The organism is Micromonospora sp. NPDC048040 (assembly GCF_055587185.1).
Genome location: NZ_JBVJGT010000013.1, coordinates 111,133 through 124,211, shown reverse-complemented (window position 1 = coordinate 124,211; position 13,079 = coordinate 111,133). Strand labels below are relative to the sequence as shown.

The window sequence follows — 13,079 nt, the reverse complement described above, 5'->3', positions numbered from 1 at the left end:
GCCGCCGCGCGCGACTCGGAACCCGACTCGCGATGCCGGTCGGCTGGGCGCGCGGAGTCGCCGCGCCGCGCCTCGGAAACGCGACTCTCGATGCTGACCGGTTGGGCGGGGCCGTCGCGTGACGTCCGGACACGCGAGCGGCCGGCCGACCCGGAGTGCGGGTCGACCGGCCGTTTTCGGGTCGGTCGCGGTCAGCGGGGGATGATCAGCGCCATCGCCTCGGCCCGCGACTTGGCGTCGTGCTGGAGCGTGCCCCGCACGGCCGAGGTGATGGTCTGGGCACCCGACTTCTGGATGCCGCGCATCGCCATGCACATGTGCTCGCACTCGAGCACCACCACCACGCCGCGCGGCGCGAGCTGCTCCATCAGCAGGTCGGCGATCTGCGAGGTGAGCCGCTCCTGGACCTGTGGCCGGCGGGCGAAGACCTCGACCAGCCGGGCCAGCTTGGACAGGCCGGTGATCCGGCCGTCCGGCCCCGGGATGTAGCCGATGTGGGCGCTGCCCCGGAACGGCAGCAGGTGGTGCTCGCACAGGCTCATCACGTCGATGTCCCGGACCAGCACCAGCTCCTGGTGGTTGGCCTCGAAGGTGGTGCTGAGCACCTGGGCCGGGTCGACCCGCAGGCCGGCGAAGAGCTCGGCGTACGCGCGGGCCACCCGGGCCGGCGTCTGCTGGAGCCCGTCGCGGTCCGGGTCCTCCCCGACGGCGATGAGGATCTCGCGGACCGCCTTCTCGATCCGCCCGAGGTCCACGGTGTCCTCGACGGGTCGGCCGGTGAGCTTGCCGCTGATCAGGCGCGCGGCCACGTAGTCGAGGTCGCCGTCGGGCTCGGTCGCGGAGACGGCCAGTCCCCGGTCGTCCCGGGAACTGGCCGTCGGGTCGGTGCTCAGTGCGTACCGTCCGAGTTGTTCGAGCTGGTCGAGGTGGTGCCGCCGACCGTCGCCTGGGCGCCGTCGGCCTGGGCCTGCACCTTGAGCGCCTCCTTCTCGGCCGGCGTGAGCACCGGCGGCTCGGTGGAGGGCTGGCGCTTGCCGAAGCCGTTGTACGGCGCCATCGGCGGCCGCTTGGCCACCCGGGCGCAGATCCGGGCCATGTCGGCGGTGGAGAGAGTCTCCTTCTCCATCAGCTCCAGCACGATGTTGTCCAGGACGTCCCGGTATTCCACCAGGATCTCCCAGGCCTCGTCGTGGGCCAGCTCGATCAGCGCCCGCATCTCGCCGTCGATCTCGGCGGCGACGGCGTCGGAGTAGTCCCGCTCGTGGCCCATGTTGCGGCCGAGGAACGGCTCGTCGCCGCTGGTGCCGTACTTGATCGCGCCGAGCTTGGAGCTCATGCCGTACTGCGTGATCATCGCGCGGGCCAGCTGGGTGGCCTTCTCGATGTCGTTGCCGGCGCCGGTGGTCGGCTCGTGGAAGACCAACTCCTCGGCGGCCCGGCCACCCAGCGCGTACGCCAGGGTGTCGACCATCTCGGCGCGGGTCTGGGTGTACTTGTCCTCGGTGGGGAGCACCAGGGTGTGGCCCAGCGACCGGCCGCGGGACAGGATCGTCACCTTGTGCACCGGCGCGGCGTGCGGCAGCGCCCAGGCGACCAGCGCGTGCCCACCCTCGTGGTACGCGGTGATCTTCTTCTCCTGGTCGCTCATCACCCGGGTCCGGCGCTGCGGACCGGCGATCACCCGGTCGATCGACTCCTCCAGGGAGTCGTTGGTGATCGCCCGCTGGTCCTTGCGGGCCGTGAGCAGCGCGGCCTCGTTGATGACGTTGGCCAGGTCGGCGCCGCTGAAGCCCGGGGTGCGCCGGGCCACCGAGTCGAGGTCGACGTCGGGGGTGAACGGCTTGCCCTTGGCGTGCACCCGCAGGATCGCCTTGCGGCCCTCCATGTCGGGGGCGTCCACCGGGATCTGCCGGTCGAAGCGGCCCGGGCGCAGCAGCGCCGGGTCGAGGATGTCCGGCCGGTTGGTGGCGGCGATCAGGATGACGCCGCCCTTGGTGTCGAAGCCGTCCATCTCGACGAGCAGCTGGTTGAGGGTCTGCTCGCGCTCGTCGTGGCCGCCGCCCATGCCGGCGCCGCGGTGCCGGCCGACGGCGTCGATCTCGTCGACGAAGACGATCGCCGGGGCGTTCGCCTTGGCCTGCTCGAAGAGGTCGCGGACCCGGCTCGCGCCGACACCGACGAACATCTCGACGAAGTCGGAGCCGGAGATCGAGTAGAACGGCACCCCGGCCTCGCCGGCGACGGCGCGGGCCAGCAGCGTCTTACCGGTGCCGGGCGGGCCGAAGAGCAGCACGCCCTTCGGGATCTTGGCGCCCAGGGCCTGGTACTTCGCCGGGTTCTGCAGGAAGTCCTTGATCTCGTGCAGCTCCTCGACGGCCTCCTCGGCGCCGGCCACGTCCGCGAACGTGGTCTTCGGCGTGTCCTTGGTGATCATCTTCGCCTTGGACTTGCCGAAGTTGAGCACCCGGGAGCCGCCGCCCTGCATCTGCGACATGAAGAAGAGCAGCAGGAGCACCAGCAGGGCGATCGGGAGCAGGTTGACCAGCAGGCTCACCCAGATGCTGTCGGACGACACCTTGGCGTCGGCCGGGCCGGTGACCCGGTTGTTGGCCTTGGCCTCGAGGACCTCGTTCCAGACCTCGTCGCCGACCTCGTAGGGGAACTGCGCCTCGATCCGGTCGGTGGTGGTGTCACCGAACTTGGCCTTGTCCTTCAGGTCGAGCTGGAGCGTCTGCTCCTTGTCCTGGAAGACGACCTTCTCGATGCCGCCCTTGTTGAGCTGGTCGAGCGCGATGGACGTGTCCACCCGGTGGTAGCTGGGACCAGCGGTGAACAGTTGACTGAGCACAACGGCGCCGAGGATGACCAGGATGATCCAGACCACCGGTCGGCGGAAGAAACGCGTACGTTCCATGCTGTTGTCGAGCGCTAAGGCGCCCGCATCCTCCTGATCGACGTCCTGTCCGTCTGATGGTGTCGCCGCCTGCGGCGGCGGCCGGAGCCGCCGTGCGGGCCGACTCGACCCCGAGGCGCGAAGTTTGCCGCGCCGCGGTCATTCGACGGTACACCGTGTGCGCGAGGAGTGAGCTTGCGAGCCCCGCAGTCGCGCACGAACGGAACATCGTGCGCGCGGAGCGAGTTCGCGAGCCCAGCAGCCTGCGCGTCGGGCGAACCGGGTCCAGCCGACGTGGCGGGAGCTCCGCGCCCGGCCGCCCGACCGCCCGGTCCAGCGGTTCGAGGGGTCGGGCGTGGAGGATGCCTCCACGCCACCGACCTATACCGTAGTCCGCCTGGCTGAGAGCCCGCTGAACGTCCGCTCGATGGACGCCGATGCGAGAGGGGCTCAGGCCCGGGCGTAGACCTCGGGCTTGAGTACGCCGACGTACGGCAGCTCGCGGTAGCGCTCGCCGAAGTCGAGGCCGTAGCCGACGACGAACTCGGTGGGGATGTCGAAGCCGACGTACTTCACCGGCACCGGCACCTTGACCGCGTCCGGCTTGCGGAACAGCGCGACGACCTCGACGCTGGCCGCCGAGCGGGACTCCAGGTAGCGCAGCAGCCAGGAGAGGGTCAGGCCGGAGTCGACGATGTCCTCGACGACGACCACGTGCCGGCCGGCGATGTCCCGGTCCAGGTCCTTGAGGATGCGGACCACGCCGGAGGAGGTGGTGCCCTGGCCGTAGGAGGAGATGGCCATGAAGTCCAGCTCGGCGGGCGGTCCGTTGCGGCCCAGCGCCCGGGCGAAGTCGGCCATGAACATCACCGCGCCCTTGAGCACGCAGACCAGCAGGAGCCCGTCATCGACGTCGGCGTAGTCCGCCGAGACCTGCTTGGCGAGTTCCGCGGTCTTCTCGCGGATCTGCGCCTCGGAGATGATCACGTGGTCGATGTCGGCGTCGTACCAGGAGCCGTCAGCCATGGCTCCTAGCCTGCCGTACGCCGGATGGCCTCCGTCGGCGGGGCCGCCCCTTTTGGAGCGGTCCCGCACGGGATGAATGACGCGAAGGCTACCAATCACCTCAGCAGGTACGCGACCGCCAGCGGCGGCCGTCGTCGGTCGGCTTCCAGTCGGCCGAGTCCCGGCTGTCGGCGGTGAGGCCGGCGGCCGAGGCCGCGGCGAGGAGGAGGAAGAAGAAGAGGAAGAGCAGGAACTCCATGGCGGCGCTCGCTTTCGCATGATTGCTGTCGGTTTCGCCGCCGGTGCGCACCGGACTGCACCCAGTCTGCGCCGAGCCCGACAGGCCGGACAGTGGCAGGAATGCCACGCGCCCTCGATTTCCTGCCACTCGTTCGGTTACCCTCGTCACATGCTCAGTTCGGTCGCCGTCCTCGCCCTGGACCGGGTCGCCGCGTTCGAGCTCGGCGTCCTCGCCGAGGTCTTCGGCACCGACCGCACCGCCGACGGGTTCCCCGGCTACCGGTTCCACGTGTGCAGCCCCGACGGCGGGCCGGTCCGCACCACGTCGGGCTTCCAGCTGACCCCGCACGCGGACCTCGGGCCGGTGGAGGACGCGGACCTGGTCGCCGTGCCGGCCCACGAGCACGGCTCCACGGTGCCGGCCCCGGTGCTCGACGCGCTGCGCCGGGCCGCCGACCGCGGGGCGTACGTGTTCAGCGTCTGCTCCGGAGCGTTCGTGCTGGGCGAGGCCGGCCTGCTCGACGGCCGGGAGTGCACCACCCACTGGCGGTACGTCGACGAGCTGCAACGCCGCCACCCGACGGCGAAGGTCCGGTGCAACTCGCTCTACGTGCAGGACGACCGCCTCATCACCAGCGCCGGCACGGCGGCCGGCATCGACGCCTGCCTGCACCTGGTCCGCCAGGAACACGGCTCGGCGACGGCCACCCGGTTGGCCCGCCGGATGGTGGTCCCCCCGCACCGCGACGGCGGGCAGTCCCAGTACGTCGAGGCCCCCATTCCGAGGACCCCCGAGGCGCCCACGCTGGAGCCGGTGCTGGAGTGGCTGATGGGGCACCTGGACCGGCCGGTGACCGTGGACGAGCTGGCCGCCCGGGCCGGGATGGCCCCGCGCACGTTCGCCCGGCGGTTCCGGGCCGAGACGGGCACCACGCCGCACGACTGGCTGACCAACCAGCGGGTGCTGCTGGCCCGCCGACTGCTGGAGGAGACCCGGCTCAGCGTGGAGGCGGTCGCCGACCGGGCCGGCTTCGGCGACGCGGCGGCGCTGCGGCACCACTTCACCCGCCGCGTCGGCGCCACGCCCCAGACCTACCGGGCCACCTTCCGCGACCGGGTCGGGGTCTGAGCCGCCCACTTCCCCGGTCCAGCCGCCGCCCGGCCCGCTCACCGGCCGCCGTCGGCTGACCGGACGCGGTCACCAGCCGCCCATCGCGCCGTCCACCCGGGATTCCGAGCCGGCGACGTAGCCGCCGTCCGGCAGCCGCCAGATCGCCTGCCCGTACCCGAAGACCGCCGGGTCGTCGGCGACGGCGATCTCGTGGCCACGGACCCGCAGTTCGGCGACCGCCGCCCGGCCCTCGGCGGTGCCGACCAGCTCCGGCTCGACCAGCACCGACCGCCCGGCGTGCCAGTACCAGCGCGGCGCGTCGAGCGCCGCCTGCGGGTCGAGCCCGCCGTCGAGGGTCGCCGACACGAGCTGCACGTGCCCCTGCGGCTGCATGTGGCCGCCCATCACCCCGAACGGCCCCACCGGCCGCCCGTCCCGGGTCAGGAAGCCCGGGATGATCGTGTGGAACGGCCGCTTCCCCGGCCCCACCGCATTCGGGTGCGCGGGGTCCAGGCGGAACCCGAGCCCCCGGTTCTGCAGGGCGAAGCCGTGCCCAGGCAGCACCACGTGCGAGCCGAAGGCCAGGTAGGTCGACTGGATCAGGCTGACCATCATGCCGCCGGCGTCGGCGGCGCAGAGGTAGACGGTGCCGCCGCGCTCCGGCTCGCCCGCGGTCGGCTCCCCGGCCCGCTCGGTGATCAGCGCCCGGCGGGACGCCGCGTAACCGGGCGAGAGCAGCGCCCGCGTCGGCACGGGCACCCGCTCCGGGTCGGCGACGTGGGCGTGCGCGTCGGCGAAGCCGAGCTTCACCGCCTCGACCTGCCGGTGCAGCCGCTCGGCGAGGGGCAGCGCGGCGAGGTCCGCCCCGTCCAGGATGTGCAACGCCAGCAGCGCGGCCAGACCCTGCCCGTTCGGCGGCAGCTCCCAGACCTCGTGCCCCCGATACCGGGCGGCCACCGGGGCCACCCAGGTCGACCGGTGCCGGGCCAGGTCGTCACCGGTGAGGAGACCTCCGGTGCGGGCCGCGTGGGCGTCGAGCGCCTCGGCGATGCCGCCGGAGTAGAAGTCCTCCGCCCCGGTGGCGGCGATCCGCCGCAGGGTCTCCGCCGCGTCGGGGTTGCGCCAGCGCTCGCCGGGCCGGGGCGCCCGGCCGCCGGGCGCAAACACCCGGCCGAACTCGGCGTACTCCGGCCCGGTCAGGCCGGCGTGCGCGGCGAGCGCGCGGGACCAGGTCGCCGCCACGCCCGTGGAGACCGGGTAGCCGTGCTCGGCGTAGCCGATGGCGTCGGCGAAGAGCTCGGCGAAGGGCAACGAGCCGAACCGGTCGTGCAGGTCCCGCCAGCCCGCTGGCGCGCCGGGCACGGTCACCGGCAGCCAGCCCCGGGCGGGCATCGCCGGCCCCGCCGACTGGGCGCCGCCGAGCGCCTCGACCGGGGCCGCGCCACGCCCGCCGGTCGCGGCGAGCACCAGCTCGTGGGTCAGCGCCGCCGGGGAGCGGCCGGAGGCGTTGAGGCCGTGCAGCCGCTCACCGTCCCAGACGATCGCGAAGAGGTCGCCGCCGATGTCGTTGGACGGGGGCTGCACCACGGTGAGGGTGATCGCGGTGGCCAGCGCGGCGTCGACGGCGTTGCCGCCGCGCCGCAGCACCGCCAGGCCGGCCGCCGCGGCCAGCGGCTGGCTCGTCGCCACCGCGCCGTGCGGCGCGAAGAGCGGCTGTCTGGGGTACGCCATGCGCCATGTCTACCGCCTCCCGGCGGCTCCCGCGCCCCCGCGAACGGCGTCGACGCCCGCCACGTCCCCTCCCGCCCCGCGGTGACAGACCCCGTCAGCGGGGGACGGCGGGGGTGAGCCGGCCGTCGCGGCGGACCACCCGCAGCCCGCCCGGCAGGTACGCCGCCCCCTGCCCCCGCCAGCCGGTGACCAGCGTGTCCAGCGCGGTCACGTGCCGGTACGACAGGGCGGCGGGCGGGGCGCCCAGCTCCCGGGCCCAGGCGTGCAGCACCCGGCCGCGCACTGCCGGCGAGAGGGCGGCCAGGGCGCCCACCGAGAGCCCTCCGTCGGGGTGGCGGACGTCGGCCAGCGCGGCGGCGGCCAGCTCGTCGAGGACGGCGTTGTCCGCCGCCACCAGCCGGGCCGTCCGGGCCAGGTTGTCCAGCACCCCCGGCCCGAGCGCGCGGACCAGGGCGGGCAGCACGTCGGCCCGCACCCGGGCGCGGGCGTACGAGGGGTCGGCGTTGTGCGGGTCCTCCCACGGGCTCAGCCCGAGCACCGCGCACGCCTTGCGGGTCTGTTCCCGGCCGACCTCCAGCAGCGGGCGCAGCAGGGGCACCCCGTCGAGGTCCCGCCGGGCGGGCATCCCGGCCAGGCCGCGCGGGCCAGCGCCGCGGGCGAGCGCGAGCAGCACCGTCTCCGCCTGGTCGTCGCGGGTGTGCCCGGTGAGCAGCGCCGCCGCCCCGTACCGGCCGGCCACCTCGGCGAGCGCCCGGTAGCGGGCCTCGCGGGCGGCCGCCTCGGGCCCGCCCGGTCGCCCGGCGACGTCGACCCGCACCGACTCGACCGGCGCCAGGCCGATCTCGCGGGCCCACGCCGCCACCGCCGCGGCCCGCTGCGCCGAGCCCTCCTGGAGGCCGTGGTCGACCGTCACCAGGCCGGCGGCGCGACCCAGCCGGGGCGCCACGAACGCGGTCGCGGCGGCCAGCGCGAGCGAATCCGCCCCGCCCGAGCAGGCGACCAGCACCGGGCCCCCGGGCGGCAGGTCGGCCAGCGCGCGGCGGACCGCCACCCGGATCGCCGCCACCGGCGGGGCGAGCGCGGCCACGGCGTACGGTCAGCCCGTGGCCTGGACCGGGCCGACCGGCCCGTGTACCCGGGCCACCCAGGCGTCCGGGTCGCCGAGTTCCTCCAGCCGGGGCAGGGTGAGCGGCGAACCGAAGATCTTGTTGAAGCCGTCCATGCCGACCCGGTCGACCACCCCGTGCACGAACTTGCGGCCCTCGGCGTACTGGCGCATCTTGACCTCCACGCCGAGCAGCCGGCGGATGGCCTTCTCCAGCGGGTTGCCGGCCTCCCGGCGCCGGTTGAAGCCCGCCCGGATCCGCTCGACGCTCGGGATCACCTCCGGACCGACGCCGTCCATGACGAACTCGGCGTGCCCCTCCAGCAGGGTCATCAGCGCGGTGAGCCGGTCCAGCACGGCCCGCTGCGCCGGGGTCTGCACGATGTCCAGCACGCTGGTGCGGCTCTCCGGGTCCTTCACCGCGTCGGCAAGGGTGGCCACGCCCCGGCGCAGCCGCTCCAGCAGGTGCTCCCCGCCGCTCGACGACGCGTCCACGAAGGCCTGCACCTCACTGAGGAAGTACGCCCGCATCCAGGGCACGGCGGTGAACTGGGTCCGGTGGGTCACCTCGTGCAGGCAGACCCAGAGCCGGAAGTCGCGGGGGTCGGCCTCCAGCTTCCGCTCCACCTCGACGATGTTCGGCGCGACCAGCAGCAACTGCCCCGGGTCGGCGGAGAAGACCTCGTACTGGCCGAGGACCCGGCCGGAGAGGTACGCCAGCACGGTGCCGGCCTGCACGCCGGTCAGCCGGGAACCGATCGCCTCGGTCAGCGGGCCCGGCTGCTTGTCCTTCGTGAGCCGGCCGACCAGCGGCGTGATCACCTCGCGCAGCCCGGCGATGTTGGCGGCCGCCCAGTCCCGGCGGTCCACCACCCGCACCGGTGGGTGCGCCACCTGCGAGCGCAGGCCCGTGTAGTCCGCGACGTGCCCCGCCGCCTCGTCGGTCAACCGCCGCAGGTCGCCGACCACGTCGGTGGCCTCGGCGTACGACACCCGGGGGCCCGACTTGCCCAGTGCCCCCGCGGTCGCGGCGGCCAGATCCCAGTCCACGAACTGCGCCATGCACCCACCGTACCCGCGCCGGGACACCCCGGCCCGGGCTCGCGTCGGCGTGATCGCCGCCGGCCGCGCCCCGCCCTGTCCGGTCAGCGGCAGCCGCAGCCGGCCAGGGCGGCGCCGATCCGGTCCAGCGCCACCCGGGCGGCCTCCTGGCCGTCGGGCGGCACCGCGTCGGTGAGCACCGCGAAGGTGAGCAGCCGCCCGTCGGCGGTGCTGACCACGCCGGCGATCGCGTGCACCTTGGTCAGGGTGCCGGTCTTGGCCCGGACCACCCCGGCGCCGGCCTTCGTCGCCGCCGTGCCGTACCGGTCGGCGAGGGTGCCCGACCAGTCGGCCACGGGCAGGCCGCCGAAGATCGCGGCCAGTTCGGGGCGGCTGCCGTCGCCGGCGAGCGTGATCAGGTCGGTGAGCAGCGAGGGGCTGATCCGGTTGCTGCGCGACAGCCCGCTGCCGTCGGCGAGGGACAGCTCGTCGGCCGGCAGGCCCAGCTCCCCCGCCACCGCGTCCATCGCCGCACCGGCGCCCTCGAAGGAGGCGGGCTCGTTGCGGGCCAGCGCGACCTGGCGGGCCAGTGCCTCGGCGATGATGTTGTCGCTGTCGCTGATCATGATGTCGACCAGCCGGACCATCGGCAGCGACTCCACCTTGCCCAGCTCGGCGCCGGGCCCGGGCGTGCCGGTCGCGGCGCCGCCGTCCGCCGCGGGTGCGGTGCCGCGCTTCACCGTGTCGGCCGGCACGCCGAGCAGCCGGGCGAAGGCCCGGCCGGCCGCGAGGTCGGGCTGCGCCACCCGCTCGGCCCAGTGGTTGCCGGCCGCGTCGTCCTTCTTGGCGCGCGGCACGTCGCCGCGGGCGCCGTCGGTCATCAGCGCGGTGATCGCGCCGCCGTAGCCGCCGGTGGGGATGTCCTCGTCCCATCCCGGCTCGTAAACGGGGCCGGAGTAGAGCGACGAGTCGACCGTCACCTTCGTCGGCTCCGTGCCACCGAGCGCCGTGCGTACCTGGCCGGCGAGGTCGTCGAGGCGCGCCGCCCCGGGATAGAAACCCTTCTTGTCGACCGCCAGCGTGGGGTCGCCGCCGCCGACGAGCACCACCTCACCGGGGTTCGGGCCGGCGACCGCCCGGGTCGGGATGCGGTACGCGGGGCCGCGGGCGGCGAGCACCGTCACCCCGGTCACCAGCTTGGTCACCGAGGCAGGCACGGTGCCGTCGTCCTCGCCCCGGCCGAAGAGCGGCTGGCCGGTGGCCACGTCGGCCACCGAGACGTTGACCCGGTCGCCGAGCGCGGACACGTCCACCAGCGGGGCGAGTGCGGCGCGTACCCCCTCGGGGGTGGGCAGCGGGGCGTTCGCGTCCGCGCCGGACAGCACCGCCCCGGGCGCCGGCTCCGCCGCCTGCGTGGCCCTCCGGTCGGCCGGCTCGTCGCCCAGCCAGTCGGCGACGGGGCCCGGCCGGACCACGGCGATCCCGACGGCGGCGAGCACGAGCACGAGCACCGCGGCCAGGGCGACGGGCAGGCCCCGGCGGCGTGCCGGGCCGGGCGTCGGGGGAGCGGCCGGAGGAGGGGCGACCGGCTCGGGAGGCCCGCCGGCGGGGCGGGTCGCGGCGGCGGCCCAGAGGTCGGTCGGCCCGGGCCGGGGCGGCCGGCCGTACGCAGCCGGGCCGGCGTCGCCGGGCGACCCGGGCGTGCGGGGAAGGTGGGCGTCGGGCACCGGGAACCGCCCGGTGGCCCCGCCGGAAGCAGATCGACCGGTCCCCCGTCCAGCACCGCCCTCCGGGCGGTAGTGTGAATCTTCCCTCCCCACGACCCCCTCCTCCCCCCGCGAAATCTGCTTGGGTGACACTACTTCGGTCCGAACACTATGCGGCGGCCGGAGCCGGCGGGTGGGCATTCACCCGACGGGAGCGGCGTGCCGCTGGTTTCCGTTAGCCAGCGTGGGCAACGAGGGAGCGTGCAGATGGATTTCGACGTGACGGTTGAGATCCCGAAGGGTCACCGCAACAAGTACGAGGTCGACCACGCGACCGGCCGGATCCGGCTGGACCGCACGCTCTTCACCTCCACGCAGTACCCGGCGGACTACGGCTTCATCGAGGGCACCCTGGGCGAGGACGGCGACCCGCTGGACGCGCTCGTGCTGGTGCCCGAGCCCACCTTCCCGGGCTGCCTGATCCGGTGCCGCACCATCGGCATGTTCCGGATGACGGACGAGAAGGGCGGCGACGACAAGGTCCTCTGCGTCCCCTACGAGGACCCGCGCCAGGAGCACCTGCGGGACATCCACCACCTCGGCGAGTTCGACCGGCTGGAGATCCAGCACTTCTTCGAGGTCTACAAGGACCTCGAGCCGGGCAAGTCGGTCGAGGGCGCCACCTGGGTCGGCCGGCAGGAGGCCGAGGCGGAGATCGCGGCGTCGTACCGGCGCGCCAAGGAGGCCGAGGAGCGCGGCGAGTCCACGCACTGACCCGGCACGCGAAGACGTCGACGGGCCCGGGGGCCGCTCAGCCGAGCAGCCCCCGGGCCCGTTCGTACAGGTCGAGCACCGCGCAGGCCACCGGCACCACGGAGACCACCAGGGCGGTGTCGGTCAGGTCGGCGACCCGACCGACGTACGGGGAGACCGGGCGGCGGGCGTACGTGGTGCCGGCGGCCACCGCCAGCAGGGCCAGCGCCAGCCCGCCGACGACCAGCGCGAGCCGACCGGCCGGACCGGAACGCTCGGCGAGGACGGCGCCCAGCACGGCGTACCCGGCGAGGCCGGCGACCACGGTCGGCACCCGGTGGCGCAGCGCCACGAAGAGCCGGGAGCGGAGCAGCAGCACGGTCGCGGCGACCGCCACCAGCAGCCGGCCGGCCAGCCCGCCGGAGAGGCCGAGGACCAGCGCGGCGGCCACCGCCAGCACGGCGTGCCCGAGCAGCATGCCGGTGAGCATCTCCTCGGTGCGGGCGACCGCCGCGTAGACCCGGTCCCGGTCGGGCAGGTCCCGGGCCCGGTCGGCGTCGCCCGGCTCGCCGGTCGGCAGGGTGATCGGGGGCAGCGGCACCTTGCCGAGCCGGATGGCCAGCAGCGGGACCGCCCCCACGGCGAAGACCAGCACGCAGAGCAGGACCGCCGCCGTCCCGGCCGGGCTGAGCAGCAGGCCGCCGAGCGCCGCCAGCGCGCCGGCGGACCCCGCGGTGGCGCCGGCCACGAAGACCCGGAGCCGGGTGGCGATGCCGACCAGCCCGAGCACCGACACCAGCAACAGCGCCACCGAGCCGGCCAGCAGCTCGGGCGCCCCGAGCCAGCGCAGGCCGGCGACCGGCCCGACCGGGTCGCCGGAGCTGACCGCCAGGGCGCCCGCGAGGGCCGCGTACGGCAGGGCGTAGCCGCCGAGGGTCGCGCCGGTCGAGGCGTCCCCGTGGGCGCGGGACGCCACCACCCCGGCGAGGGTGAGCAGCAGCGCCACCACGGCGGCGGCCGGCCAGCCGGCCCGGTGTCCGGGCCCGCCGGCCGCCAGGGCGAGCAGCCCGACGGCCAGCGGCACGGCCGCCCCGGCCAGGGCGGCGGCCCGGGTGGCGGCGGGCGACCACGCGCCGCCGCGCCGCCGGGCCCCGTCGGCGATCGCCTCGACCACGTCGTCGTACTCCAGCTCGGGCCACTGCGCGTGGGCCGGCACGAGGTGCAGCACCTCCCCGTCGCGGACGCCCTGCGGCAGCAGCGCCTGCGCGGTGGCCAGCACCGCGCCGTCGGTGCGCCGCAGCACCCAGCCGCCGTGCCGCTCGCCGTCGTCGGCGAGGCCCTCGCCGGCGTGCCGCAGCACCTCGGGCAGCAGCTCGGCCAGGGGCACCTGCTCGGGCAGGGCGACGTCGACCCGCCGCTGGGGGGCGCTGATGGTGACCCGGGCCAACCCGATTGTCATCGACCGGTCTCCATATCGAACGGGGTTGGTGGCTG

The 13,079-nt window shown here is 74.9% G+C and carries 11 protein-coding genes; 2 read left to right on the top strand and 9 right to left on the bottom strand.

Annotated elements, in window-relative coordinates; translation table 11 throughout:
• Positions 1 to 191: 191 nt before the first annotated feature.
• From folE to ACZ6O2_RS15970, 4 genes are all read right to left on the bottom strand, one after another.
• On the bottom strand, positions 192 to 851 hold the full coding sequence (folE, locus tag ACZ6O2_RS15985; protein ID WP_350709631.1) for a GTP cyclohydrolase I FolE: 660 nt from the start codon (positions 849 to 851) through the stop codon (positions 192 to 194).
• Positions 852 to 889: 38 nt separating this feature from the next.
• Entirely contained in the window at positions 890 to 2,914 is a 2,025-nt protein-coding gene (ftsH, locus tag ACZ6O2_RS15980; protein ID WP_350709450.1) for an ATP-dependent zinc metalloprotease FtsH, read from the bottom strand.
• 429 nt (positions 2,915 to 3,343) lie between these two features.
• Positions 3,344 to 3,919 carry a hypoxanthine phosphoribosyltransferase gene (gene hpt / locus ACZ6O2_RS15975; RefSeq protein ID WP_350686506.1) on the bottom strand — a complete coding sequence of 192 codons (576 nt, stop codon included), beginning with the start codon at positions 3,917 to 3,919 and terminating at the stop codon, positions 3,344 to 3,346.
• A 100-nt stretch (positions 3,920 to 4,019) separates the two neighbouring features.
• Positions 4,020 to 4,157 carry a hypothetical protein gene (locus ACZ6O2_RS15970; RefSeq protein ID WP_466023336.1) on the bottom strand — a complete coding sequence of 46 codons (138 nt, stop codon included), beginning with the start codon at positions 4,155 to 4,157 and terminating at the stop codon, positions 4,020 to 4,022.
• 150 nt (positions 4,158 to 4,307) lie between these two features.
• On the opposite strand from ACZ6O2_RS15970, the gene ACZ6O2_RS15965 reads away from it, so the two are divergent.
• Positions 4,308 to 5,267, top strand: a complete 960-nt coding sequence (locus tag ACZ6O2_RS15965; protein ID WP_466023335.1) for a GlxA family transcriptional regulator — start codon at positions 4,308 to 4,310, stop codon at positions 5,265 to 5,267.
• Between the two features lie 69 nt (positions 5,268 to 5,336).
• On the opposite strand, the gene ACZ6O2_RS15960 is transcribed toward ACZ6O2_RS15965, so the two are convergent.
• From ACZ6O2_RS15960 to dacB, 4 genes are all read right to left on the bottom strand, one after another.
• Positions 5,337 to 6,980, bottom strand: coding sequence for a gamma-glutamyltransferase family protein (locus ACZ6O2_RS15960; RefSeq protein WP_466023334.1), 1,644 nt, complete (start codon positions 6,978 to 6,980; stop codon positions 5,337 to 5,339).
• Between the two features lie 94 nt (positions 6,981 to 7,074).
• Positions 7,075 to 8,067 (bottom strand): tRNA lysidine(34) synthetase TilS, encoded by a 993-nt coding sequence (gene tilS, locus ACZ6O2_RS15955; RefSeq protein WP_466023333.1) that lies wholly within the window; start codon positions 8,065 to 8,067, stop codon positions 7,075 to 7,077.
• A gap of 9 nt (positions 8,068 to 8,076) precedes the next feature.
• Positions 8,077 to 9,147 carry a zinc-dependent metalloprotease gene (locus ACZ6O2_RS15950; RefSeq protein WP_350709459.1) on the bottom strand — a complete coding sequence of 357 codons (1,071 nt, stop codon included), beginning with the start codon at positions 9,145 to 9,147 and terminating at the stop codon, positions 8,077 to 8,079.
• A gap of 83 nt (positions 9,148 to 9,230) precedes the next feature.
• Positions 9,231 to 10,658, bottom strand: coding sequence for a D-alanyl-D-alanine carboxypeptidase/D-alanyl-D-alanine endopeptidase (dacB, locus tag ACZ6O2_RS15945; RefSeq protein WP_466023360.1), 1,428 nt, complete (start codon positions 10,656 to 10,658; stop codon positions 9,231 to 9,233).
• Positions 10,659 to 11,099: 441 nt separating this feature from the next.
• Between dacB and ACZ6O2_RS15940 the strand changes: the two genes are divergently transcribed.
• Positions 11,100 to 11,606, top strand: coding sequence for an inorganic diphosphatase (locus ACZ6O2_RS15940; RefSeq protein ID WP_091107853.1), 507 nt, complete (start codon positions 11,100 to 11,102; stop codon positions 11,604 to 11,606).
• 37 nt (positions 11,607 to 11,643) lie between these two features.
• On the opposite strand, the gene eccD is transcribed toward ACZ6O2_RS15940, so the two are convergent.
• The gene (gene eccD, locus ACZ6O2_RS15935) at positions 11,644 to 13,044 is read right to left on the bottom strand and encodes a type VII secretion integral membrane protein EccD (RefSeq protein ID WP_466023332.1); all 1,401 of its coding nucleotides are present in this window, start codon (positions 13,042 to 13,044) and stop codon (positions 11,644 to 11,646) included.
• Positions 13,045 to 13,079: the final 35 nt, after the last annotated feature.